The sequence below is a fragment of the Vibrio sabulosilitoris genome, from assembly GCF_055391395.1.
On record NZ_AP029600.1, the window covers coordinates 1400661 to 1427355 of the forward strand.

General features: G+C 49.8%; 21 protein-coding genes. 5 read left to right on the top strand and 16 right to left on the bottom strand.

What is annotated here, in order from left to right:
* Positions 1-12: 12 nt before the first annotated feature.
* The 6 genes from ACZ5R2_RS21765 to ACZ5R2_RS21790 form a co-directional block, all read right to left on the bottom strand.
* Positions 13-2868: a formate dehydrogenase subunit alpha gene (locus tag ACZ5R2_RS21765; protein WP_464902538.1), complete on the bottom strand. Its 2856-nt coding sequence runs from the start codon at positions 2866-2868 to the stop codon at positions 13-15.
* Positions 2869-2879: 11 nt separating this feature from the next.
* The gene (locus ACZ5R2_RS21770) at positions 2880-3080 is read right to left on the bottom strand and encodes a twin-arginine translocation signal domain-containing protein (protein WP_464902537.1); all 201 of its coding nucleotides are present in this window, start codon (positions 3078-3080) and stop codon (positions 2880-2882) included.
* 120 nt (positions 3081-3200) lie between these two features.
* Entirely contained in the window at positions 3201-3782 is a 582-nt protein-coding gene (locus tag ACZ5R2_RS21775; protein WP_464903650.1) for a TorD/DmsD family molecular chaperone, read from the bottom strand.
* Between the two features lie 66 nt (positions 3783-3848).
* Positions 3849-5510, bottom strand: coding sequence for a 4Fe-4S binding protein (locus tag ACZ5R2_RS21780; RefSeq protein ID WP_464902536.1), 1662 nt, complete (start codon positions 5508-5510; stop codon positions 3849-3851).
* Between the two features lie 257 nt (positions 5511-5767).
* The gene (locus ACZ5R2_RS21785) at positions 5768-6478 is read right to left on the bottom strand and encodes a DUF3306 domain-containing protein (RefSeq protein ID WP_464902535.1); all 711 of its coding nucleotides are present in this window, start codon (positions 6476-6478) and stop codon (positions 5768-5770) included.
* A complete protein-coding gene (locus ACZ5R2_RS21790; RefSeq protein ID WP_464902534.1) occupies positions 6468-6935 on the bottom strand; it encodes a DUF3305 domain-containing protein in 468 nt (155 codons plus the stop codon). The genes ACZ5R2_RS21785 and ACZ5R2_RS21790 overlap by 11 nt, the downstream gene beginning before the upstream one ends.
* A gap of 261 nt (positions 6936-7196) precedes the next feature.
* Between ACZ5R2_RS21790 and ACZ5R2_RS21795 the strand changes: the two genes are divergently transcribed.
* Together ACZ5R2_RS21795 and ACZ5R2_RS21800 are read left to right on the top strand one after the other, a co-directional pair.
* Entirely contained in the window at positions 7197-8030 is an 834-nt protein-coding gene (locus ACZ5R2_RS21795; protein ID WP_464902533.1) for a formate dehydrogenase accessory sulfurtransferase FdhD, read from the top strand.
* A 96-nt stretch (positions 8031-8126) separates the two neighbouring features.
* Positions 8127-8375 carry a hypothetical protein gene (locus ACZ5R2_RS21800; RefSeq protein WP_464902532.1) on the top strand — a complete coding sequence of 83 codons (249 nt, stop codon included), beginning with the start codon at positions 8127-8129 and terminating at the stop codon, positions 8373-8375.
* A gap of 115 nt (positions 8376-8490) precedes the next feature.
* Here ACZ5R2_RS21800 and yegD read toward each other — a convergent pair whose 3' ends face one another.
* A complete protein-coding gene (yegD, locus tag ACZ5R2_RS21805) occupies positions 8491-9843 on the bottom strand; it encodes a molecular chaperone (protein WP_464902531.1) in 1353 nt (450 codons plus the stop codon).
* 172 nt (positions 9844-10015) lie between these two features.
* On the opposite strand from yegD, the gene ACZ5R2_RS21810 reads away from it, so the two are divergent.
* Positions 10016-13168 carry a response regulator gene (locus ACZ5R2_RS21810; RefSeq protein ID WP_464902530.1) on the top strand — a complete coding sequence of 1051 codons (3153 nt, stop codon included), beginning with the start codon at positions 10016-10018 and terminating at the stop codon, positions 13166-13168.
* Positions 13169-13946: 778 nt separating this feature from the next.
* Here the strand turns inward: ACZ5R2_RS21810 and ACZ5R2_RS21815 are convergent.
* The 7 genes from ACZ5R2_RS21815 to iolE form a co-directional block, all read right to left on the bottom strand.
* Positions 13947-14768 carry a MurR/RpiR family transcriptional regulator gene (locus ACZ5R2_RS21815; RefSeq protein WP_464919453.1) on the bottom strand — a complete coding sequence of 274 codons (822 nt, stop codon included), beginning with the start codon at positions 14766-14768 and terminating at the stop codon, positions 13947-13949.
* Between the two features lie 87 nt (positions 14769-14855).
* Positions 14856-15683: a class II fructose-bisphosphate aldolase gene (locus tag ACZ5R2_RS21820; RefSeq protein WP_464902528.1), complete on the bottom strand. Its 828-nt coding sequence runs from the start codon at positions 15681-15683 to the stop codon at positions 14856-14858.
* An 11-nt stretch (positions 15684-15694) separates the two neighbouring features.
* The gene (locus ACZ5R2_RS21825) at positions 15695-16564 is read right to left on the bottom strand and encodes a 5-deoxy-glucuronate isomerase (protein ID WP_464902527.1); all 870 of its coding nucleotides are present in this window, start codon (positions 16562-16564) and stop codon (positions 15695-15697) included.
* Positions 16565-16736: 172 nt separating this feature from the next.
* Entirely contained in the window at positions 16737-17723 is a 987-nt protein-coding gene (gene iolC, locus ACZ5R2_RS21830; protein WP_464902526.1) for a 5-dehydro-2-deoxygluconokinase, read from the bottom strand.
* 12 nt (positions 17724-17735) lie between these two features.
* Positions 17736-18911, bottom strand: a complete 1176-nt coding sequence (locus tag ACZ5R2_RS21835; RefSeq protein ID WP_464902525.1) for a Gfo/Idh/MocA family protein — start codon at positions 18909-18911, stop codon at positions 17736-17738.
* 101 nt (positions 18912-19012) lie between these two features.
* Entirely contained in the window at positions 19013-20884 is a 1872-nt protein-coding gene (gene iolD, locus ACZ5R2_RS21840; RefSeq protein WP_464902524.1) for a 3D-(3,5/4)-trihydroxycyclohexane-1,2-dione acylhydrolase (decyclizing), read from the bottom strand.
* 100 nt (positions 20885-20984) lie between these two features.
* Positions 20985-21878, bottom strand: coding sequence for a myo-inosose-2 dehydratase (gene iolE, locus ACZ5R2_RS21845; protein WP_464902523.1), 894 nt, complete (start codon positions 21876-21878; stop codon positions 20985-20987).
* A 540-nt stretch (positions 21879-22418) separates the two neighbouring features.
* Between iolE and ACZ5R2_RS21850 the strand changes: the two genes are divergently transcribed.
* Together ACZ5R2_RS21850 and ACZ5R2_RS21855 are read left to right on the top strand one after the other, a co-directional pair.
* Positions 22419-23858, top strand: coding sequence for a sugar porter family MFS transporter (locus ACZ5R2_RS21850; protein ID WP_464902522.1), 1440 nt, complete (start codon positions 22419-22421; stop codon positions 23856-23858).
* Positions 23859-23938: 80 nt separating this feature from the next.
* Positions 23939-24865 (top strand): LysR family transcriptional regulator, encoded by a 927-nt coding sequence (locus ACZ5R2_RS21855; protein WP_464902521.1) that lies wholly within the window; start codon positions 23939-23941, stop codon positions 24863-24865.
* 78 nt (positions 24866-24943) lie between these two features.
* Here the strand turns inward: ACZ5R2_RS21855 and ACZ5R2_RS21860 are convergent, their stop codons facing one another.
* Entirely contained in the window at positions 24944-25699 is a 756-nt protein-coding gene (locus ACZ5R2_RS21860) for a sulfite exporter TauE/SafE family protein (RefSeq protein WP_464903649.1), read from the bottom strand.
* 13 nt (positions 25700-25712) lie between these two features.
* Positions 25713-26600 (bottom strand): sugar phosphate isomerase/epimerase family protein, encoded by an 888-nt coding sequence (locus tag ACZ5R2_RS21865; protein WP_464902520.1) that lies wholly within the window; start codon positions 26598-26600, stop codon positions 25713-25715.
* Positions 26601-26695: the final 95 nt, after the last annotated feature.

A 26695-nucleotide genomic window follows, 5' to 3' on the forward strand; every position in this document is an offset into this window, starting at 1 on the left:
TGTCTACACTCCTCAAGCCTTGCGAATATTACATAGGGTGACTTTGGTTTCCTGCATCTGCGTCACTGGGTCATAACCGTACGTGGTCGCAATATTGGCAGATTCACCAATCACATAAGGATCCGAGCCTTCAGGGTAGTTACCACGAAGATCTTCGCCTTGGAACTTGCCGCCAAAATGGAATGGGATAAATGCCATGCCTGGTTTAACGCGACGCGTCACCATAGCTTTAACATTGATCCGTCCTTTCTCGGCCCCTTCAACCCAGACCATATCGCCATCTTTGAAGCCTAAGTCATTGGCATCGCGCGGGTTAACCTCGACAAACATCTCTTGACGCAATTCTGCCAGCCAAGGGTTCGAGCGGGTTTCATCACCACCACCCTCGTACTCAACCAAGCGACCAGAGGTCAAGATGATTGGGTACTCAGCCGACTTGTCTTGGTCCTGAATCGATTTGTACAGGGTCGGTAAGCGGTAGATGGACTCGCTGTCATCCCAGGTTGGGTAGTCAGCAACCAAGTCACGACGTGGTGTGTAGAGTGGCTCACGGTGCAATGGCACGCGATCAGGGAACGCCCATACAATCGCACGCGCCTTAGCATTACCAAACGGAATACAGCCATGCTTGATCGCCACACGCTGGATACCGCCAGACAAGTCAGTCTTCCAGTTTTTACCCTCGGCCGCCGCTTGCTCTTCTGGGGTCAGATCGCCCCACCAGCCAAGCGCTTTCAGCAGCTTATCGGTAAACTCTGGGTAGCCGTCTTCAAGCTCACAACCGAGTGAATAGCTGTCTTCAGCCAGCAGGTTCTTGCCCTCAAATTCAACACCGAAGCGAGCACGGAAGTTACCGCCACCATCAGCCACCGTTTTCGAGGTATCATACAGGATATGTGTGCCTGGGTGCTTCATCTCTGGGGTGCCCCAGCATGGCCATGGCAAGCCATACGTATCACCATCGGCCGGTCCACCCTCGCCTTCCAAGGTGGTTTTGTGGAAGGTGTGCCAGTTTTGCTGGTGCTGCTTCAAGCGCTCTGGGCTTTGGCCTGTGTAACCAATCGTCCACATGCCGCGGTTGAACTCACGGGTGATGTCTTCAATCACTGGCACGTTATTCTCAACCTTAACATTGGCAAACAGCTGATCGGCAAAACCGAGTTTTTTCGACAGCAGATACATGATTTCATGGTCTGATTTCGACTCAAACAACGGCTCAATCACCTGATCGCGCCACTGCAATGAGCGGTTTGAGGCAGTCACACTACCTGTGGTCTCAAACTGAGTTGTTGCAGGCAGCAGGTAGACGCCGTCGGTGCGACCATTCATTACCGCAGCCACGGTTGGATACGGGTCAACAATCACCATCATATCCAGTTTCTGCATCGCCTTTTTCATCTCGACGCCGCGGGTTTGCGAGTTCACCGCATGACCCCAATAGAACATGGCGCGGATATTGTCTTTCTGCTCGATGGCGTCTTTGTCTTCCAATACCCCATCAACCCAGCGAGACACCGGGATACCCATGTTGAGCATCGGTTTCTTGCCGCGATACTCGGTCTGGTCAAACTGATTCTTCAGCCACTCGTAATCAACGCCCCAGACATTTGCCCAGTGCTTCCATGAGCCCTCAGCCAAACCGTAGTAACCTGGCAGGGTATGCGACAATACGCCAAGGTCGGTTGCGCCCTGCACATTATCGTGACCACGGAAGATATTGGCGCCGCCACCCGATTTACCCATGTTACCCAGCGCAAGCTCAAGCACACAGTAAGCACGGGTGTTGTTGTTACCTGTGGTGTGCTGGGTACCCCCCATACACCAAACCACACAACCAGGACGGTTTTCAGACAGTAACTTGGCGGTTTGATAGACATCAGCCTGCGCAACGCCGGTCACGCGTTCAACTTCCGCTGGGGTCCATTTCGCCACTTCAGCGTGGATCTCATCCATACCGAACACGCGTTGACGGATAAACTCTTTGTCTTCCCAGCCTTGGTCGAACACATGCCACAAGAGACCCCAGATAAACGCCACATCTGTACCGGGACGCAGTGAGACGTAGTGATCCGATTTCGCGGCAGTACGCGTACGACGCGGATCAGCAACAACAATCTTACAGTTGTTCTTCTCTTTGGCGATCAGGATATGTTGCATCGCCACTGGGTGGGCTTCGGCCGGGTTTGAACCAATAAACAACATCGATTTGCAGTTGTGCATATCGTTAAACGAGTTGGTCATTGCCCCGTAGCCCCAGGTGTTGGCTACCCCTGCTACTGTGGTGGAGTGACAAATACGCGCCTGGTGGTCAACGTTATTGGTGCCCCACATCGAGGCCATTTTGCGGAAGGTGTACGCCTGCTCATTGTTGTGCTTAGCACTACCAAGGAAGTAGACCGAGTCCGGTCCTGATTCTTCACGTATCTTGAGCACGTTGTTGCCGATCTCTTCGATCGCTTCGTCCCAAGAGAGCTTCTTCCACTTACCGTCAACCAATTTCATTGGGTATTTGAGGCGGCGCTCACCATGGCCATGCTCACGCAATGCGGCACCTTTGGCACAGTGGCCACCGGCATTAAATGGGTGATCAAACGCCGGCTCTTGGCCTGTCCATACGCCATCTTGCACCTCGGCGTAGATACCACAACCAACTGAGCAGTGAGTACAGATGGTGCGCTTGATTTCGGTTTTTGCATCAGGGTCGACCACCTTCGCCTCCGCTTTTTGGATCATCTTAGGTCCAAACAGCGCGCTACCTGCGGCGAGACCACCGGCGGCAATAGAGGTATTTCGCATGAAGGCTCGACGGCTGACACCGAGCTGATTTTGCTCCTTGGTGACGCTATCTGAGCGTTTAGTTAACTTCATTGTCATCGCTCCTATAGGGTGTCGTAGTAATCACGAACGTGTTGAGTCTCTCGGTAACCAGTCTTTTTGTCTGGCTTGACGTCAGCTGGCGTGCTCTCGTCAGCATGGGCAGCCTGGGTGGCCCCGGCCACAACCGCGCCTGCGATGGAGGCGGCAGTGATGCCCTTAAGTAAGTCCCGACGGCTGGTATTGACTTTATCTTTGTCTTTCATGGGTTGCTTCCTTCCCGTATACCTTCTCGTTTCTTTGAGGTTTTTATTTTTGGCTTGTGTTTACACTTATCGTAGAGGACGCGCTCTAGCCGTTCTCGAAGAACCGCTGGGATGATATGACTAGAGCGTATCAACGATATTCTTCACTTCGATTTTCTGACCTTGTTTGTGATGAGCGCTTGCGTCGCTAAAACGCACCTGCTCGAGGGTAAAAAAGGCGTCCATCAGCGCTGCGATAGCGAGATAAAAGTTCGCACTGGCTGCCTGATTAATCTGCTTAATCAGTGACTGATACCAAGGGGCAAGGTGTTTGTTAAACATCACCTGTTGTTGACGCTCATCTTGCTCTGAGAGCAGCGCGAGCACCTCGCAGATCGCCGAGATATGGTCCTCTGGCTCTTTCACACTCTCAGCCCGCTCAAAACCGAGCAACGCCAGGTCGTGGCGCAGCTCTGCAAGCGGCTTTTCCATTAGTGCACCAGCGATATGCCATGAGCCAAACGGCATCGCCTCACCACGACCAATGCCGATAAACAGCTCTTGGTACTCTTGTTCTAATCGTGACTGGCTGTCTTCTTGAGCCAACTGCACTTTGGCGGCTGAGATCACCCCAAGCCATGCCGCTTGCATGGCACTCTCACTTGGCTCAACCTCTAATTGACTGAGAAACTGCAACTGCTCGCGACTCGGTGCTTGACGCATTAAACTGGCGATCAATAAGTAGATGTCAGTTCTCAGTGTTGTTTGCTTGTCCACATCTGGCTCCTATTAGTAGTCCAACTGCTTAGTGGGATCTTGCGCCATGCCTTCAAATACATCGATAACGCGGCAGTCCTCGCACATGGCAATGCGGCGAATCGCAGCGTCATCGGTAAACTGAGAGTGACCCGTTAGCTTTTGCTGCAGCATGGTGATCATCGACTGAGGCGCAAATGGCTTACCACAGCGCAAGCACTCAGCAGGTTGGTCTTGATGCAGCACCTGCACGCTCTGACGCTCGGTTTTATCCCAGTTCATGCGCGGGGTCAGTGTCAGTGCATTTTCTGGGCAGGCCTTTTCACACATGCCGCATTGGATGCAGTCTTGCTCAGTAAATTGCAGCGCGGGAGAATCGCCAGGCGATTGAATGGCTGCGGTTGGGCACACAGCCACACAGCCCATACACAGGGTGCAATCTTTGGTTGAGCATGCCAGCGTGCCGTAAGCTGCGGTCTGCGGCAGCAGTACTTGGGCCTCTTTGGCAGGGTAGCGCTCGGCTAACGCATCAAGGGCAACAAACAAGCGACTGCGTTTGTTGCCGGCAAGGTCGCCTAAGTTGAGACTAAGATTTGGGTAATCGAGACTGGGCAGTTCATCGCGCAGAGTCTCAAGATAGAGAATATCGATGCGATCGCGCTCAAGGCCCAATTGCTCTAGCATGCCCTGCGCTACTGCCACCTCATTGTTGAGTACACGCAAGATTGTCTCTGGCATATGGCGACTGGCGGCAAACAGTACCTGACTGGCACCATTGACTAGCGCGGCGAACCAAGAATCAATCCCAACCGATGGCAACTCTTCAACCACAATCGGCACCACGTGATCCGGCAGTGCTTGCAGTGCCATTGCGTTATAGCTCTCATGACGGCTGCTACAGATCAGGATCACCGGATCCTTGCCACCCGCTTGAGCATAGTTGTGCAGCGTGCGCTCGATAAACTTCTGCGTATCGGTGGGGTTCGGCAGAGCGTAGGAGATGGCCTCTGTTGGACACGAGGTTGCGCAAGTCCCAATGCCCTGGCACAGGTATGGGTTAACCTCTATTTGATAACCGATATCGTCATTGCCCTCACTGCTCAGCGCGCCCGCTGGACAGGCATCAACACAGCGCTGACAGCCTTTGACACCGCGAGAGCTGTGGGCACAGCTATCGTTATCGAGTCGGAAATATTTGGGCTTATCAAAGGTGCCCATCAAGGTTGGGATCTCTTCCAGTGCATCCGCCAATTTAGGATAGCCTCGCCCGACAGGGTAGTAACCCGGCACGGGTACCTCTTCGCTCATACAGCCGTTGAGCGAAAGGTCGAGCACCACATCAAAGCGATCGGCGCCGATGGCTACTTGAGCGAGATTCGTTGTCACCAAGCCACTTTCAACCTGCACTTCAAATGCGCCTAAAAAGCCTGTCACAGCGACAGACTGAGTGTAAAACACGCGCGAATCATCGCTCTTCTCACCATCGGTGGAAAGAAGCGTGAGTGAGTTCATCTGCGCTAGCTGGTCAGCGGTGCTGGTGATGATCGCGGTTGGTCCGATTAACAGGGTATGTCCCCCGCTCTCGTAACTGACGGTCGGTGGGATCAAATTGGTCAACTCAACTGTGTTTTCAATCGCATACAACCGCGCTTTGCCATTCACCGTTTGGCTTTGTTGGAGTATATTTTTCAGCATTGCTCTCGTTCCATCAAGGCAATCGCAACATAGCAATCGCATCGTGTTTTTTTAGTTATAAACTGGTTAACAGCAATAACCATTCCAATATCACGGGCTTAACCCTGAAATAAAAAAGCCCCCATTTTCTGGGGGCTTTCGCATCAATCACTGCTGACAGCGCTAACGTCAAAATGACCTATTTCATTTTCGCAACAGTCGATAGAGACATTTTGTCTCACCTATGTGACGAGGCTCATGGACAAAATGACCCTATGCTATTTTGAGTCGGAAGTTGGGTTATTTTGTCGCACATCTACGCCTTGAGCGTGATCTAGGTCGGCTTGTTGGGTATCAGAGACCGATTGTTCCGGTGACTGAGCCCCATCTTCATATTTCTCCGCGACAATCTCTGAGTCTTTATTTGCATCACCAATCTCATCATCCATTGCTTGCTCGGTGTCGTTCAGTGCCCTGGTGTCATTAACCTCGGTGTCATTTATCTCAAAAGCCTGAGCTTGACCCTCATCATCAATATCTGATTCGACCTCCTCTTGCATCCAATCTCGCAGCTTTTGTACCACTTCACTGGAGAGCGACTTCACCGCTTTGTAATCATGGTCATAGTCGTTGAGGCGATCCACCTCAGAAAACTCACCACTTAAAAACAGGCTGCGCAGTGCCTGCTTTTTCACTGCGGCATCGGCACCCATTGCCAGTAACTCGGCAACGGTGGGAGGCTCGCTGTCTGCAACGTCTATCGCCGACGCATCATCCTGCGACTCTGACGCAGGCTCCTCAGCCGCGCCTAGCTCTAAAGTAGTGTCATCCAAAACATCTGAAGGCTCCTCTTGGTCATCAAGACGCGCCTCACCGTCATGCTCAGGATTTGTCTCTTCATCGACGCTCTCTTGCCCATCGGTGACCGACTTGAGCGCTTCCTGCTCGGCTTTACGCTGTGACCAGCGTGATAAAAAACTATTGCTCACGTGAACGACCTGCTCCCTTTCGTTTCTTGTTCTTTCGCTCTTCAATCAGCTCGCCATGACGACCGATAAACGCCTCCATCCACGCTTGGATCGGCAGCGGCATATCGCTCGATAACACCTGATAATCGCCATCCATAAACTGCGCCGCAACACTTTGCGAGGCCGTGATACTGACGATAGCCGGCACCTCGGCACTGCCATCTTCCAATACGACAAATAACTTTGGCTGGTGTGAGCTTAAGTTAAAGCGATAGTCGGTACGCTCATCCTTAAACAGCTCGAGATAAACAGGGAATGGGTGGCCCTGCTGAGGATGGAGATCAAAGCTGTTCAGTTGCCATTGTAACGTCGACCAGAACTTGGCCTGGATCGCTTTCGATTCCAGTTGACAGCCTAGTGGCCACAGGGTTTCCGTTTTCTGCTCGGTATGTGTGTTAGGGGATTGTGACGATTCCATAGTCGCTGTGCCATTAATATTGAATGTTTATCGGTGACATTTTTAAATGATAGGCTTTTTAACTGATCTGTTTTTAAACTGATCGGTTTACGAAGTAAGCCCAAATAAAGTTAAGTAGATAGTTAATCAGTATTCAAAGCAAAAACAGTGCCTACTCTCAATCTATTGCCTGATTGACAAAATTGGAACAAGCATTGCTTAATAACAGAGAAGTTAGTTTCGACTGCCATACAAAAACAACTACAAATCAAGGAGCTCGGCGTGAGTAACCCCCATATCATCAAAACCAGCGACAACCCGATGCAAACCATCGAGGTCGACGTCTACGACGAGTATGGTGAAGTCATCACCAAGCAAATCGCCTGTGAGCGCCCTCTCACTGTGATGCTGAACTGGAAAGAAGTCGTCACGCTGATGACACTCGGCTCAAGACCTGATGCTTTAGTCTTGGGGTATCTGAAGAATCAGAGCTTTATCAACGATCCCGATGCGATTGAATCAGTGATCATCGACTGGCAAACCAGCTCAGCTGCTGTGATCACTAAAGAAGATGTAGGACAGGTTGAAGAGGCACTAAAGAAAAAAACTGTCACCTCTGGCTGTGGCCAAGGCACCATGTATGGCAACGTGATGAAGCAGCTTGAAGGCTACCAAGTGCCACAGGTGACACTTAAACAATCCGAGATCTACACCGCATTAGAGGCGCTTACTCACTTTAATGACACCTACAAAAAAGCCGGTGCGGTGCATGGTTGTGCCATCTGCAAGGGGGATCAGGTACTGTCTTTTGTCGAGGATGTCGGCCGGCACAATGCGGTCGATACCTTAGCCGGGGAGATGTGGCTCAAACAAGAAAGCGGCGAGGATAAAATTTTCTATACCACGGGACGCCTCACCTCGGAAATGGTGATTAAAGTGGCGCAGATGGGTGTACCCGTGCTGCTCTCACGCTCAGGCGTAACCCAAATGGGTCTCGACCTAGCTAAGCAATTTGGCATTATCACCATCGCCAGAGCCAAGGGTCTAAGGTTTCAGATCTTCCACGGCGCACAGCGAATCGACTTTGATGTAAAAGGCAGCAATGAGGACGACTGATTGGCCTGTTTCTAATCAATCAAAACGATTGGATGTGTCAGCAGGTGTGAATACGAGTATAGTTAGCGCTACAGCAACACAATTCAGAGAATCATCATGATCGACGATCCAAAGGTAATTGATACCATAGAAGAGCTTGAAAGCTTCCTTATCACTATAGAAAGTGGCGCACTTGGCCTTTCTGATGTCGCAGGCATCGCGCTTGCGACCACCAATACTGACGGCCGACCGTTTGTTGCAGTTCTGGACAGCAAGCACCAGCTTCTGCTAGGCCGCTGGGTATCGGCTGAGGTCTACGAAAACGGTAAAGATTTGGTGCGCAACGGGCCTAGCCGCAAACACTAAAAATACAGGTTCGAGGTGCGAGGACGGGCTTCGCCCTTCGGGGGACGAGGAGTTTGCCGCTAGGGGAGGCCTCCTCGCTCCTCGAAACGAAGTGTCCTCGAACCTCGTACCTTTTTTATTTGAAGATCATGTCAGCTCGACGTGCTAAGCCAGAAGTGACTGAGCCGAAGAAATCACCGCGCACGACTGGGATATCGCCGACGACGGCTTTGACTGCATTGGTTAAGATGGGTGAGCGTGCTGAGCCGCCTGTCATAAATACTGTGTCTGGTTTGATGCCACTTTGGGTGACGGCTTCTTCGACCAAGGCCTTAATCTTATTAGTAGGTGGAACAATCGCTTCCTCTAGGCGCTCACGCGTCACATCCACTGCGAACACCTCTGACAACAAATTGATTTTGGCTTGGTAGTGCTCGTGGTCTCCGAGGGAGATCTTGGTTTTTTCCGCTTCGCGAATCACACTATAGCCCAAAGTCTCATTATGCAGCTGCAGCAAACGCTGGACTTTTTCTGGCTGTTTAGCCTCTCGCAGGATGTGCTTTAACACGGCACCATTCTCGTGAGCGTAGAAGCTACGCTGCGCCTGAACATCGCTGATCGCGATTGGATTCCAGAATTGGATAATTGGGATATCGAGACCCGACTGGCGCTTGGTACCCATACCAAACTCGTGCATAAAGCACTTAAATGCGGTGTAGATGTCAAGATCATTACCACCAACCATCTGCCCTGAGTGCGCCAATAACGAAGCGCTACGATCAAGCTGCTTGGCCCACGATGGACCCATCTGGATCATCGAGCAGTCTGTGGTACCACCGCCGATATCAACGATCAGTACGTTTTTGTCTTCATTAAGGCTCGCTTCAAACTCGAGGCCAGCAGCTACCGGTTCAAACTGAAACTCCACGTCACGAAAGCCTGCGCGATTCGCCGCTCGGCGCAAGATCCCTTCCGCTTGGATATTAGACTTGTCCCCACCACGTCCCAAAAAGTTCACAGGGCGTCCGATCACCGCCTGGGTAACAGAGTGTTGTAGGTGGCGCTCTGTGCGCTGCTTGATGTTGACCATCATCGCGCACACTAGATCTTCAAAGAACGCGAGTTGCATATCGCGCAGACCCATTGCGCCGAGAAAAGACTTTGGCGATTTGACGTAATAAACATCGCGCGGATCTTCCAGGTAGAGATCAAGTGCCTCATGGCCAAATTTAAGGTCATCAGATTGGATCTCTAGCCCTTCTTCACGATTGACCTTAATTGCGCGGCGTAATAGCGCCTCGCCGGTACTGTCTGCTGGTTGAATATCACAGCAGCGAAACAGAAACTCAGACACGGACTCAGAGTTTGGTGCACACAAGGTCGATGGCACGTAGCGTTGATCTCCAACCAACGGGATTTGCTTTACCATGCCTTGCTCAAGCTGAGCGACTGAGCAGTTTGCCGTGCCGTAATCAAAACCTATTGCCATGAGGAAACCTTGTGTTGAAAAATAAGGGCCGGAGAGTAAACCCGATACTGATTGCTGCGTCAAGTTTGCGGCTGAAATAAGTCACCTCAATCTACAGAACGCCATTTCGTTTGAGTTGATATCCCCTATTTGTCTACTAGTTTGCCTACATAATGAAAAATTAGGTGAAATCATGACATCTATACTAGGTTGGCTGAATAATTACTCGGTAAAAACAAAACTTCTGATTGGCCTGTCACTGCCACTACTGTTAGTGATTTTTCTCGCTACTCGGCAAATCAGTGTCCTCGATAAGCAGTTAACTAGCTTGCAGACCATCGAGAGTGGTGTCAATTTTATCGAAAACCTCTCGACCATTTACAAGGCTACTCATCAAGAGCGGATTAACCAAGAGACAGCGCAGTTGGAACTTGCCTTTGCTGACCTTCAGGGCTTGATCCCGAACACCTTCCCAAGTCAAGAGCAGATCTTGGTTAGAGAGCTTGTGGCAGACCTTAAAGAAACCGGACGTTCGATTCGTATTTCCACTGACCCTGAAGAAATCATTGAACTCTCCGACTGGATGGCTGATATCTACAAGCAACTGGTTTTAATGCTAGAAAAAGAGCCGATCCATAGTGGCTTGTCGACCGTCGAGGGCCACCAACAGGCGCTCTATCAGCTGGAGTGGTTACTGTTTTGGGCATCTGAAGAAAACTGGCACACACACATGCTGATCGATGATGTCAGCAATAATGAGATTTCCGACATCCTCAGTGATCCCTATCATCATGACATGCTGCTTGCTTATCTTGAGAAGCAGCAGTTGTATATCGAACGCTTCGTGGCCATAAATGCCGATGAAGAACAAGTCAAGCTACTGTTGACTACCTTCTCCAATCAAGCCTTTATCAAAAGTAATGATTTTCGCCAACGCTTACTCGATACTCGGGCGACAACGCCTATTTCTGACTCTGAACTAAAACAGGGCTTTGTTGCGCTGGACCGAAGGCTTAACTTACTGTCTGGCGTGGCGAGTGCGATTGAGGAGCAGCTTAAGGGCGAAATCTCACAACTGGTCGCGGACTTTAATACTCAGCGCAATCTATTTTTGTCCAGCATTGGTTTTGTAACCTTAATTGTTTTGGTGATTGGGATCAGTCTTGCGCACCGCATTACCTCCAAGTTGAAATATATCCTCAGCTCTCTTGAGCAAATTGAACGATCTCCAGATGCCGATATTGAGGTCAAAGTCCCCGGTGCGGATGAACTGAGTAAATTCGCCGCCAAAGTGGATCACCTTGCCAAAGAGCGAATAGACAACCAAAAACGGATTATCAGCGCCAAGGAAGAAGCCGAATTAGCGAAAGATAAAGCGATCCTTGCCAGTAAAGCCAAGAGTAGCTTTTTAGCCAACATGTCACACGAGATCCGCACGCCACTCAATGGTGTTATTGGGATCTCTGAGATACTCGCCGACACCGAGCTTAGCGCCACCCAGCGCGATTATGTCGATACGATTGAAACCTCATCACAGTTACTCTTGAGTCTTATTAACGACATCCTCGATTTCTCTAAGATCGAATCTGGCATGCTGCAGATCGCCCATCACCACACCACGATTCGCGAGACGCTGTTTGATATCGCCTCGATCTTAGCACCGAAAACCACAGAAAAAGAGATCACACTCAATGTCGATATCGATCCCAGCCTGCCCTATCGGATCATGATTGATGATCACCGCCTGCGCCAAGTGCTGATGAACTTTATGTCAAACGCCGTGAAGTTTACTGAAACTGGTGGGGTGACGATTGGCGCCAAAGTCAATGGCATGGACGGCAAGCTTGCGATGATCGAGTTTGAGGTGATTGACTCTGGTATTGGTATCGACGAGAAAAAGCAAGCCACCATCTTTGAGCCTTTTGCCCAAGAAGATGATTCGACCACGCGTCAGTTCGGTGGTACTGGGTTGGGGCTGGCTATCAGTACTCAATTGATCGAGTTAATGGGTGGGCAAATCAAGCTTGATTCAAGAAAGGGACACGGCAGTCGTTTTTACTTTGAGCTTGGCCTGGAGGTGATTGACCAAACTTATTCACCCGCCGTTGAACAAAGCAAGTTGCAGGTCATCTTGGTCAGTCAAGATGGCAATATGACCGAGGGGCTAGTGCAAGAATTCCAGTACTACGATGTGGATGTCCTCAAGGTGTATAAAAACACCGCGGCCGTTAGTGATCTGCACGATAACTGTGTGGTGGTTCTGTGCCAATCAGAGCTTAACCAGACACTCGCCGATTGTAAGAGCCTCCGCGAACGGTTCGCGCAACCAAAGATATGCCTAGTGCGTCGCTATGGCCAATCACAGCATGACTACGGCAACTTGATTGATGGTTTGGTCAGCTATCCACTGCTGGGTAATCGTTTGATCAAAGCCGTACGCATCTGCTCAACGGCAACACCATCTGCGTACACGGCAGCGACGACGACGGATGCGAAGCCAGAGATAGCTCTCGCCAAGGCGCTGCTAATAGAAGATAACAAGGTCAATCAAAAGGTGGCGCAACTGGCGCTGCGCAAGATGGGCTACGAGTGCGATATTGCCAACAATGGTCAGGAAGCGGTTGATATGGTCAAATCCAACCCCGCCTACTTATTTGCGCTTATGGATTGTATGATGCCAGTGCTCGATGGTTTTGAGGCGACCAAACAAATTCGCGCTTGGGAGCAAACTACTAATCACAATAAGCTGCCAATCATCGCCATGACTGCTAGTGTCGTTGACGACGATATCCAGTACTGCTTCGAGTGTGGCATGGATGACTATGTGCCCAAACCCTTCAAATCCGACCTACTGCGAGACAAAATCGAGCGCTTGATCACCGAAGAGCCCAACCTCGTGGTGCAGAGTAAACCAGAACCCGCCTCTGCCGCTCCCGAAGCGTCAGCACCGAATACAGGACCAAGTACAGCGCCAGAAAAAATCTTGCTCGTTGAGGACAACAAGGTTAACCAGAAGGTTGCAGGGACACATCTCAAGAATGCGGGTTACCAATACGATATCGCCAATGATGGCCAAGAGGCGGTCGATCTAATTGAAGCTGGCAACAAGTACAAATTGATCCTGATGGACTGTATGATGCCCAACAAAGATGGCTTTACTGCAACATCAGAGATTCGCCTGCTAGAGAACGAGTTTGGTTTTGAACGCACGCCTATCGTTGCCCTTACTGCCAGCGTGGTGGATGACGATATCAAGCGCTGTTTCGATATGGGAATGGATGCTTACCTAGCCAAGCCGATTAAGAAAGACATATTGATTGATAAGATCACGCGGATGACACATTAAGGTTCGAGGTTCGAGGTTCGAGGTTCGAGGTTCGAGGTTCGAGGTTCGAGGTTCGAGGTTCGAGGTTCGAGGTTCGAGGTTCGAGGTTCGAGGTTCGAGGTTCGAGGTTCGAGGTTCGAGGTTCGAGCAGTTTTGTGTAAATGCTTATTTTAATCAATGACTTGTTTGCAGACTATATCAATAAAATGGACAGTGATTTCCCTGTCCATTTTATTTGAGTGTTTTCCTAAGCCTTTTCTTGCATTTGAGCTGCACCGAGCTTCATTTCAAACCTGATTGCGTTACGAGGCCGGAGTAATGCTGATTGGTTGTGTTGGGCGTACGCATCATAGCGACAATCACCAATTTCATTTCTCGGACATACCTTGATGCCACTGCGACAAACTAACTCACAATAACAAAATGGACATTGCTTCATAACTCCTCCCTGCCAAAGCTCGTTTTGCAACATCGACCGATGTGCTGACCATGTAACCTACGTAATAGAACCATGCTCAACATCGATTTGAGATTTCTACGGGGGAGTTAAAGGCGCGATCATTGGCATTTGTAAGCAAATATTACAAATCAAGATGCAGCTCAGTATTAGTTAATACTCTAATTGCATAAAAAAGTTCAGCGGCAGGGTTTATATACACTGTCGTTTGTTTAGACTACTTAAAACTTGGGTGACCAGCATACCTAAGTGACCTCAGTCGGAAACGATCCGAGCAAACTCACTCAGGGATCTCCTTTATATAGGCTCTGAAGTCTGCGTCTCGAAGTCACTGGTTGTTTTTTATTTTACTTCCTGACAAATCAGGCTCACCGCCAGTGATTGAGCCAGATACATGGAAGCACTCAGGGAACGAAAGCCCATTAGATCGCCTTCTTGCACCTCAAAGCACACCGCCATTTTGCTACCATGCGGCGTCATTTGATTATCAGTAATACAAACAATCGGGACGTCGCGCTGACATGCCTCGTCGATCAGGTCACTGGTTTCTTGTGCATAGGGATTGTAGGTAATCGCAAACAAAACATCTTTGTCACTCATACGGCGTGTCAGTGGAGATAGCATTCCACCGTGATCATCGAGAAGCACGACATTCTTATCTGACTTCATCAGTGCATACCAGAGATAAAATGCCACCGGGTAAGCGCGTCGCGTTCCCTGAATATAAATCGTCTCAGCTTTGTTCATCAAACTCACCGCACGCTCAAGCTTGTACGGAGAAACCGATATCTGTAACTGTTCAATCGCTTCTATATTCGCCTGACCAAAGTCTTGAAAAATCGCCTGGGGCGCATCTTGGGGGACATCTTCCATCTCCCGAGCCTTGCGCACCCGCTCTTTATAATCTCGTGGGCGATTTAGGTATTGCTCACGAAACAGGGCCTGCATCGATGAAAAACCATCGAAGCCCATCGCGTTAGCGAATCGACTTAAGGTAGAAAGGGGGACACTGGCTTGATTGGCAATCGTTGCCATGGTTTCTACGGCAACCAACATCGGTTGCTCAGTCACGAAATCCGCGACCTGTTGCAGGCGACCACTCAGTCCCTGATAACGCTTGGAGATCACCTCTTTGAGGCTGTCCAAGTCTTGAGGTGTTGTCACATCAAGTTCCATCGTTTAATTGTTCTCCCCCAATCATACCGAACGCATTGGGTAAACGACACCCCCAACTGAGGGGGGTGTGCATTTTTAGTATAAAAGCTCAAAGTTGCGCAGTGCTTCTTGCTTAACATGTGGCATTGCTTTACGCATGAAGTAGATACGGTCAAACTTATCTTGCTCTTGATTCATATAATTTCTTAGATTATGACCAAGAGCCTGACGCAAACAGGTGCCGATATTGAACTTAGAGACACGACTCTGCTTAAGCTTGATAATGTCTTCGTCACGGATCCCACTAGTGCCGTGGATCACTAGGGGGGTTTCGACCAAGCTGGCAATACGATCCAAACGACCAAAATCAATACTGCTGGTGGGTTCAGTCAAGCGATGAATATTACCTACCGATATCGCGACGCCGTCTACGCCGGTCTCCTGTGCAAAACGCTGCGCATCTTCCGGCTCGGTGTAGATCGATTTGATATGATCACGGCCTTCATCATACGGCACCGATCCGATCTCACCTTCTACCGATGCGCCGAGGGCATGCGCGACATCAACCACTTTGCGGGTTCGATCAATATTTTGCTCCAGTGTCAGCTGTGAACCATCAAACATCACCGAGCTAAATCCCGCCTTAAGGGCACGAAAAACAATCTCTTCCTCGTAGGTGTGATCAAGGTGCAGGCACACAGGAACCGAGGCATCGCGCGCCAAAGTAAGAAACATCGCCGCGGCGGTCTCAACACCATAGAAATCAGCCACATCTTTATTGCAGGCTAGGATTACCGGCTTATCAACGGTCTCTGCCGCTTCGACCACCGCGCGTGCATCCTCATAGCCAAACACGTTAAAACACGGTACCGAGTAGTTTGAATCTGCCGCCTGTGGCAGCAACTCTTTTAGTGATACAAGCATCGTGACTCTCCCTACTTAAACTTAGCAATCATATCTTTAATGCCAGGAATGGTTTCTACCTGGTACTCATGATGAGGGTCGAAGTGCTGAACCAAGGACTTTTCGGTCTTGCCAACAATAATCGTAAAGTAATACATCTCATAACCAGGCGCGGCAACGCTTGGGTGATACCCTTTATCAATCGCAATCACTGAGCCTGTGCGCACATGATAAACGGGGCCAAAATCGTCCTCGTGCTCATAAAGAAACTGCGCGCCAAAACCAAAGTCTGGGTTAAATCGGAACTGATACACCTCTTCGTACAAGGTCTCTTTGCTGCCATCTTGTTTGATCCGATCTTCATCGTGCTTGTGAGGCGGGAAGCCTGACCAACCGCCCGCTCCGACGGTAAACAGTTCGCTGACCAACAGGCGGCCACGCTGCTCAGAGTTAGATTGACCAAGGACATGCTTGATCTTGCGGTGAGTTTTAGTCTCATCAGAACCATACTGAACGATGTCGACGTTCTCCTCACGCACACAGAAAGGTGTCAGAGAAGCCTCAAACTGGCCACCGGCAATCATCACGTCGGCCTGCTCACTTACGCAAGTGATCTCGGCGGTATAGCCAAGTGGAACATATACGGCTTCAGGGTTGCCATCCCACACCGATTTACGTTGACCAATGTTGTCAAATGTTTGGCTTTCTCCATCCTTACTGACGGTAATACAGCAGGTCCCGCCCGCTAACACAATTACCGTCTCATAGCCTGGGACATTGTGTTGAAAAGACTGCTCTTGCTCTAGCACTACTTGATTGAAATAACACAATGGCGTGACTTCATCGTTCACGTCGATAATGGCTTGGTTGTTATTATCAAATGGTGGAATATGTTTACCCATTTTGGTTCCCTCACAGTTGTTTTGCGTTGGCAAAACAAAATTGTCCGAAAAATCTAGTTGTTGTAATAAAAGTCCGGGCCACGATGGTGCACAAAAGCGCCGCAGGGCTATTCTATGCTGACCCGGGAGACATAAATCTGGCTAACCCGCGCCCTAGGGACAGGTACAGCCCTTACGCTCTTGTCTCAATAAAATCAAAAAGCTGCTCTTTCGTCGGCATCGCCTCGGTACAGCTGTCACCACTGACATTAATCGCCGCTGCCGCGGTACCATTGCGGATCCCCTCTTCCAATGATCCACCATGAGTTAACGTCCAGATAAGCCCACCCGCAAATGAGTCACCAGAGCCAAATGGCTTATTGGCCTCAACACGAAAGATGCCTTGCTCAAAGCGATAACCATCACGGCAATACACTTTAGATCCAAACTCACCGGCTTTAATCACCACTATCTGAGTGTTTTCGCATAAGAAGCGCTGCGCGGTTTGGTCATCGTCACGATTGCCTGGTGCTAATACCGTTTCCATCATGTCGAACTCTTCACGATTACCGATGACGATATCCGAGAGACCCGCCGCGATACCGTAGTAAATTGAGGCATCAGTATCGGTGCGCCACGAGTATGGGCGGTAATCGACATCAAGAACAACCAGCGTATTGCTGCGTCTTGCATGCTGCATGGCAATCAAGGTTGCTTCGCGGCTAGGGCTCTCAGACAAAGCCGTTCCGGTGACGACCAAGACCTTCGCTTGCGCAATGTACTTGGGATCAATTTCTTCTGGCTTAATGGTCAAATCCGATGCATTGTTGCGATAGATGATCACCGTGCAGTCTTTAGGCTTCATCTCGGTAAACGCCACCGAGGTGCGTGTGCCCGAGGCATCGGTGTTCATGCCATCAAGGTTAATCCCTTGGCCCGACATATACTGCTTAACGTAATTGCCGAACGCGTCTTCGGCGACACAGCCGATGAAACCGACCTTGCCGCCTAGCTTACTCACTGCCACCGCGATATTCGCTGCCGAGCCGCCGACAAACTTGTTGAAACCCGAGATATCCGCCATATCCGTACCGGACTCGCGAGCGTAGAGATCCACGCCCGCGCGACCCAACACGATGGCATCCAACTCTCTGTCCTGTTGAAGTGCAATCTTAGTCATGGTCATTCCTAATTACTTGTATTCAACCCAAGCAGCGCCTTGGTCTGCCGATTCAACACATTTTTCACACAAACGAACTCCCTCGATGCCCGCATCGATACCTGGGAACCAGATCTCAGACAATGCCGCTTGGTCATCACGGTCCGCTGCATCAAACGCCAGGGCAAAACGGTGATACAAATTCGCCCAAGACTCAAAGTATCCCTCAGCATGACCACCACCAACACGGTTAGCCGCTACGCCTTGAGCATCTTGGTATAGGTAGCCCATGCCACGTTCGAGCACTCGCGGTGCCTCGCCCTGTACCTCGTAACGAAGTTGGTTTGGATACTCATCCCACCACTCGATCGACGCTTTAGAGCCAACGATGCGGATTTTTTGCTGATGCATGGAGCCAGCATTCACTGCTGAAGCCCATAGTGTGCCCACAGCGCCACCTTTAAACTGCATCATGATGTGTGCGTTATCCTCAAGAGGTGCACGTGAGGCAATAAAGCTTTGACGCATACAGGCCAAGCGATCGATCTCTAAGCCTGTGATGACTTCACTTAGGTAGAAAGCATGGGTGCCAATGTCACCTAACACATAAGTCGGGCCGGATACTTCAGGGCTGACGCGCCACTTCAGACCTGGGTCATTCTTTTCATACTCTTCATTATGAAATCCATGCGCGAACTGCATATTCACCACACGAATCTCACCAAGGTCGCCGCGCTGAACCATCTCGCGAGCCTGTTGCACCATAGGGAAACCGGTATAGCCGTACATCACGCCAATCACGCGATTGCGCTCGGCAGCAATCTGCTTGAGATCCTGTGCTTCCTCTGTCGTGAAGGTGATCGGCTTTTCACACACGACGTGCAGATTTGCCTCAAGGGCAGCTTTACAGATCTCATAGTGGGTAGAGTTAGGCGTCGCGATAGACACCGCTTGAATACCATCTTTACGCTGCGCCTCCTGCTCAAACATCTCTTTATAATTGGCATAGCAGCGATCGCCATCGACACCAAGGTTTTCACCAAAGTCACGACAGCGCTGTGGATCTAGGTCAAATGCACCGGCGACTAACTTAAACAGGCCATCTCGGGTTGCCGCACTGCGGTGCGAGTAACCGATCTGACTGCCACGCCCCCCACCGACCATTGCCCAGCGGATAGGTTGCTCAAAATGACGTTCTTCATTAAACATATCTGACTCCTTGTGGGCGCTTGGGTGTTAAGAGCCCAATTAGTATTATTTTTTCTCGAAAAAATGAGCACTAAGAAAACGAGCGTTAACCAAATGAGTGGTTACACACCTGGGCGCTGAGTTGCTCGGCCTTCTTCCCAATCGGCCACCTTCTGCGCGGTTTGGTCATTGCGCGTTACCTCTGGTAGACCCACTTCCCACCAGCAATCACACTTCGACCAAGCAGCGGGCGATACCGGGTCGATATCCAAGACAATCACATAAGTGCGATCGGCTTCCTTCGCTCGGGCGAAAGCGGCATCAAACTCATCGATGCTAGTCAGTTTCTCGCTGAGCGCGCCTTGTGCCTCGGCATGCTTGGCAAAGTCGACTCGGGCGACCTCACCATCAGGACGACGACAGTCCTCGAGAAGGTTATTAAATGACTCGTTACCAGTATTATTTTGCAGCTTATTGATCACCGCAAAGCCGCCGTTATCACACACCACCACAATCATCTTGTGGCCTGTCAGTACCGATGAATAGATATCTGAGTTCTGGATTAGGTAGGAGCCATCGCCGACCAGTACCACAACATCATTATCTGGGTTGGCGACCTTAGCCCCCCAACCACCGGCAATCTCATAGCCCATGCACGAAAAACCAAACTCGACATCAAACTTACCAATCTGATAGTTCTGCCAGTTCATTGCTAACTCTGCAGGCAATCCGCCAGCGGCAGTCAGCACGGTATCTCCTAGCTGCATAGACTTATTGAGTTTACCGATCACTTCTGCATAAGAAGTCAGCCCTGGTAGTAGCTCACCAGGCTGTGGGTTGGTACGACGCTGAACCAAGGCCTTCCATTGATCGGCTTGGGTTTTCGCCGTTGCGGCCCACTCATTACTGCAACGATAATCACCAAGAAGGTTTGACAGCTCTACTAGGCCGCGCTTAGCGTCAGCTTTTACGGGGATAGCACGGTGCTTAATTGCATCAAAGCGTGCGGTATTGATAGTGATTAGCTTCATTTGTGGGTTTTTGAACACACTCCACGAGCCCGTGGTGAAGTCTTGCAATCGCGTCCCTACAGCAAGCACAACATCGGCATGGGCGGCCATATAGTTGGCAGAGTCGGAACCCGTTACGCCGATGGGTCCAGCGTTAAGCGGATTGTCTTGCAGCATCGTAGCGCGACCAGCAATCGTCTCTACAACCGGAATATTGTGTGTCTTAGCAAATTCAGCCAACTCATCGGTAGCCAGCGAGTAATGTACGCCGCCGCCAGAGATCACTAATGGTTTTTCCGCCTCAAGCAAAATTTGCTTCGCGTCTTTTAGGTCGGCAAGCTCCGGCTCAGGTCGGCGAATACGGTGAACCTTCTCAGCAAAGAAAATCTCTGGAAAATCGTAAGCAACACCTTGGATATCCTGTGGCAAACCAATAAATGCTGGGCCACAAGTCTCCGGGTCAAGCATGGTATCAATGGCTTGCGGCAGAGAGTGCATCAGTTGGGTAGGTGAAATAATCCGATCCCAGTAACGAGTTAATGGCTTGAAGGTGTCATTACAAGTAATCGATGGATCGTAAAAATTTTCTGGCTGCTGCAGGACAGGATCAGGCAGACGGCTGACATAAGCGTCACCCGCGATAAGGAGCACAGGAAGACGGTTGGTATGTGCGATACCGGCTGCTGTGACCATATTGGTGGCACCTGGACCAATGGAGCTAGTGGCAATACCAATACGGCGACGCTGATTCGCTTTAGCATAAGCGATGGCGGCCGTTGCCATTGACTGCTCGTTTTGCCCACGCCAGGTAGGAATTTTGTCTTCAATATTTTTCAGTTGCTGTCCAAAACAAGTCACATTGCCGTGACCAAAAATGGCAAACGCCGCCCCAAAGAGTTGCTCTTTTTTGCCATCAATTTCAATCATTTGAGCTGCTAAGTACTTTGCTAGTGCTTCTGCAACTGTTAGGCGTACTGTATTCATTGTCTTCCTCAGTAATAAATTTTTTAGCTCATCAGCTACCCAGTAAAGAGGATGTGGCTAGCTTGAAATTGGGGAGCAGGCCGCTCCCCTGCATGCTCTATTACAAGTCGTACTTCTTGGCGTAACCTGTGATGTTTTCGAAAGCGGTTTTGGCAAAGGTCAGTGGGTGTGCCTTGGCCGGGTCTTGTTCCGCTTCCACCAGCAGCCATCCAGAGTAGTTGCGTGCTTTAAGCGCAGCGAAGACATCGTCATAATCAACGTCACCGGTTCCTGGCACAGTGAAGACGCCGTCTAATACAGCATTAAGGAATGACTTATCAGCAGAGCGAGCGGCATTCATCACCTCCAAGCGCAAGTCTTTAAAGTGCATGTGACCAATACGATGTCCCCAACGCTCAATCATAGTCACTGGGTTACCGCCACCGTAAGTAATGTGCCCCGTATCCAGAGTCAAATGCACCGCTTCGCCAGAGAATTCCATTAACAAGTTAATGTCGTCTTCTGTCTCACAGATGGTGCCGACATGATGATGGAATGACAGCTTGATATCGTGCTCATTTAGCAGGTACTCCGCGACGGTAGTCAGTTTGGCACAATAGGTCTTCCACTCATCCATTGTCAGGATCACACGCTGCGAAAGGGGGGTATTGATATCACCGTGGACCGTATTACTTACTTCACCAAATACCATCGCCTTACAGCCGGCCGCTTTTAGCAGTTTGATATGCTGTTGCATCGCAGCGATCTCTTCTTCAGCCGTCAGCGTCATCAGGTTGCCGCTGTACCAGCCAGAGGCGAGTACCAAGCCGTGTTTTTCTAATAATGGGATAAGCACCTCTGGCTGACGCGGATATTTAGTACCTAGCTCAGTCCCAGTAAAGCCGGCTTCTGCCATCTCACTAAGGCACGTCTCCAATGGGATATCACCGCCAAGCTCTGGCATGTCATCATTTGTCCAAGTGAGTGGGCTAATTCCATATTGCACGTTGCTCATTATTATTCTCCAACAAAGGTGTTATTGATTTAGGGGTGAAGTAAAAAGCGTTGTCGATTGTGGAGCACTTTCTGATTCACAGTTTTCGTTTCACTGGAGATAACACTACCTAAAAAAAAACCCATTGAAAAATATTTTTCACCTACAAAAAACTTTTCCAATTATTTTCAAAAAAATGGAAAACACTAGGAAAAACGGGGGCTACAAGACGAATTTGAGCTAGATCTCATTTCACATATAATCTATATATTCAATAAGTTAAACAAAAAACGTCTTTTGAAAAATGTTTTCCATAGTTTGATTTAGATAACACTTTCAAGCATTGATGCCTTACTCGACTAGTCTTCTTTAACCAGCAAGATTATGATGAAACATGTCAACACAATGAAAAATAATTTCCACACCAATAATACATACATAATTAGTTGACCAACTAGATATCAATACTCGTACCCTACTCGCGCAGTATTGGTGGTAACCCAGCACGAACTTATTCGATGGTTAGGTGACGGTTTGGGGACTCTAATAAAGGAAATTAACATGGAAGCGACATCCAATGCTGAAGCTCGAAAACATAATATTGCCTACATTGTCAGGATCTGTTGTATTGCCGCCTTGGGCGGTATCCTCTTAGGCTACGATACTGCAGTTATCTCCGGTGCAATTGGGCCAATTAGAGAATATTTTGGACTCTCTCCCGCTCAAACAGGTTGGGCAGTATCCAGTGTCGTCCTCGGGAGTATCATCGGTGCGGTTGGCGCAGGTTGGGCGGCCTTAAAGTATGGTCGACGTAACACCTTATTCATCGCAGCGGTGCTGTTTATCATCTCTGCCATTGGTAGTGCAATAGCCCCCACTTTTACTTTCTATGTGTTGCTACGTATCGTTGGCGGCGTGGCGGTAGGCCTTGCCTGTGTAGTCTCGCCAATGTATATGTCAGAGGTGGCACCAAAGGACTTCCGTGGTCGCGCGGTTAGTATGTTCCAGCAATCAGCTGTGGTCGGTCAAACCGGGGTATTCTATGTTAACTATCTGATTGCTCGTGGTATGTCAGAAGCCTGGCTGGTGGATTTGGGCTGGCGCTGGATGTTGGCTTCTGAGGTATTACCTGCGGCTCTATTTGCTTCACTACTGTTTATTATCCCTGAGTCTCCTCGCTGGCTAGTACTTAAGGGCCGTTTAGCTGAAGCCAAAGTTACCCTGTCACGCATTTCAAACCCCGAGCATGCCCAACGCTTGATTGGAGAGATACAAGAGTCACTCAGCCAAACGTCAGGTAAGAATAAACAAGTTAGCCTGCGCTCACCACTGCTGTTCTCTATCCTGGTCATTGGTACCTTTGTCGCTGCGGCTCAGCAATTGACCGGTATCAACGTCATCATGTTCTACACCCCGGAAATCTTAAAACCTATTACTGGCTCAACCGAAAATGCCCTATTCCAAACCACTTTTGTTGGCCTGGTATTTATCGGTGGTAACGCGCTTGGTATGTACCTTATCGACAAAGTTGGACGCCTGCCACTAATGAAATTCGGTACCTTTGGCTGTGCACTGGGGATGTTCGTGGTTGGTCATGTACTCTATAACCAGACAGAAGGCTATGCTGCCCTATTTGCTCTGTGTCTTTACGTCGTCTCTTATGCCACCTCTTGGGGCTGTGCGTGCTGGACCATGATTTCAGAGATCTTCCCCAACAGCATCCGCTCAAGAGCCATGGCGATCGCGGTTGGTGCACAATGGTTTACTGGATTTATCGTGACCCAAACCTTCCCTATGCTGAACGATAACTCTTACCTGCAAGAGAACTTTAATGGTGCCTTTGCCTTCTGGTTGTTCGCGGTACTATCGCTCATCTGCATGTTTATTGTTGTTAAGTATGTCCCTGAAACCAAAGGGGTTAGCTTAGAGAAAATGGAAGAAGCGATGGCGAAAAAACTCGGTAAAGAGCTACCGAAAAAGCCATCGGAGGCGCACGCCTAATCATCCTCAATAGCAAAGGGGCAGAGTGCGAATCGCTCTGCCCCTTTTGACATTCATCTCCCACGAAACTTGGAGTTATCATGCTCGATAAGATGGCTTTTTTTGTTGATGTGATCCGCACGGGCTCGATATCCTCTGCGGCAAGAAAACACGATATCTCCATTTCGGCAGGAAGCCGCTGGCTACAAGATCTTGAGCGCCACTTTGCCACGACTTTGTGTCGTCGCACCAACCGTCTACTTGAAGCCACGCAGGCGGGACAAACCCTCTATGCAGAGTTCGCCCCGATTGTTGATCATGCTGAGCGTATCCATCGGAAGCTAGAGGATTTCCAAGACCAGGAAAAAGGTCATATCAACATTGCCTGCACGCCTATTTTTGCCAACCACTTTTTGATGGATATCATCGCAGATTATCGCCAGCAAAACCCGCTGGTTACCTTTAATATCAACGTAACACCATGGGCGCTAGATCACGCCAATCACTGTGATTTGATCATCAGCGCCAATGCCCACTATCAAGGCTATCGCGATAAAGATCTCTTGTTAGTCAAAAGAGAGCTGATGCAATGTCCGTTTATTGTGGTCGCAGCCCATGACTATCTTGAGCGGCACCAGCGCCCAACCCACCCAGAGGACTTACGCCAACATGCTTGCTTGATGGCAACAACGCTAACTGGCAGCAACGATTGGATTTTTCGCTCTGGTGTAGAAAATATTATGCTGAAAGTACCGAAGACGATTGAAGTGAATGATAGCGATCTGCTGCTTAAGGGCGTCATCAATGGCTCAGGCATCGCCTATCTTCCTGAGTTTGTTACCCGATCGGCACTAGCTCAGCAGCTGCTGGTTACCTTGCTCGAAGAGTACCAAACTAGCATCTGGAGCCTTAACCTTTACTACCACTCACCGCAAAAGTCCTCGCCCGTCGTAACTAGGTTCAAGCAGTTTCTGCTGCAAGCAACATCAGAAATCGATAGCTCATTGCAAGCCTGCGGGGAGATCTAAATTAATCGCTCGACGATGTTAGACAGTGTGAGGGGTAAGCATATTGTGTTGGCAGCAAAGGCAATGCTAAACGCTTGTTTAGAAGCTTGTGATAACTCGAATGCCATCGAAGCTGAGCTTAAGGCCGGAGGCAAACAGAAACAGATAACACAACTGATAGACCTTTTCTTGGCTGGTGTAATTGAGCAGGTAGACGCCCAATTTGACCCCAAGGGGCGCTAAGGGGATCAGCACCATGGCCGTGGTTAAATTCGTGCTATCAAACTCACCCAATGCCATGTAAGGGAACAACTTGACCAGATTGAGGATGGCAAACAGTACTGCCATTGTGGCGACTAAGGTGATCTTTGGCAATCTGAGGGGGAGTAGATAGATACTCGCGGGGCCCCCACCGGCATGAATGGCCGTGCTCGACAAACCCGTCATGATACTCCAAAACCCGGTTGCTAGCCGCCCTGGCGGTGTTGTTTGTCGGGGACTACCCAACCAATGTTGCAGACAAAACAGTAAAGACAGTAGGCCAATGGTCAATTTGAGCCCTGCCTCGGGCGTCACTTTGAGTATCCATCCTCCGAGGGCGACACCGATAACTGCACCCGGCAGCATCCGTTTAATCAGTTGATAATCGGTCTGGCGATAATGATGACTGACCGCAAAGCCATCCATCACCAACAAGATCGGCAGCAGTATCGCCGCAGCCTGAGTCGGTGGCACCACCAAAGCCATCAGCGGTACCGCGATAATACCCAGCGCGCCCCCAAGACCGCCCTTACCAACGCCATAAATCAACACCGCTGGAACAGCAGCCAGATAGAACCAAGGATCACTGAGCATCACGTCCCCTACTCTAAACCATTAGTCTTTGTAAGTACTGTCGGCTGCGAGACAAATCAGCGCTCACCTGCTCGGCATTATTGCAAGCATGCTCATGCTCCACCACCAGCCAACCCTGATAATCCAACTGATTTAATGCCTCCATAATTAGGGTGAGCTGGATATCCCCCTCCCCCAAAGGAGTGACGATTCCTTGGCTGTAGGCGTCGACCCACTCCAGTTTGTCGCGCACAGCAACACGCAGCTTTTGCATCGATATGTCTTTCAGATGAACATGCTCGATTCGGTGTCCATATTGATGGATGATACGCACCGGATCCATACCATCGAGAAAAGCATGCCCCACATCCAAACATAAGCCTAAGCGAGACCCAGGGATCTGATTGAGCACAAAGTCAATTTCGTCTTGATAGCGAATATAACCCCCAACCCCAGGGTGGAGTAGGCAGCGCAAGCCATATTCGCTTGCTATCGCAATGATCGCATCCAAGTTGTCGTTCAGCTCCTGCCTTTGCTTGGTCGTCAAACGCGTTGCGGTCACAGCATTCTGTCGGTGCCCAGAGCGTTGACTGTGGATCCCTTCCATGATCAGCAAGGTCTTGACCTCTAATGAGGCTAAGTGCTGACAAATGTAAACCACCTCATCCAGAATCGAGCTCATTTGCAACGTATCTGCGAAGGGTAGCTCTATCTTTCCAGCACAAACCTCAAGGCCTCGTACTTTACAGGCACTGCGCAGCAGCCCCTTTTCGAGCGGAAAGTAGCCATCTGGCCCTAACTCTATCCCACGATACCCACTGCCACTAGCATCCATCAACACCTTTCCCCAGCTAGGGTTGGTCTCATTGGACGCAAATTCGATGCCCCAACAGCAAGGGGCACAAGCGATACGATTTAGCATAACGATCTCTCCTAAGTAAACTACTGTCACCATAACCACTAACTCAATCTCAATATGTGATTTACGCTGTGCTCGGTGCTTGCATTTATGCAAAG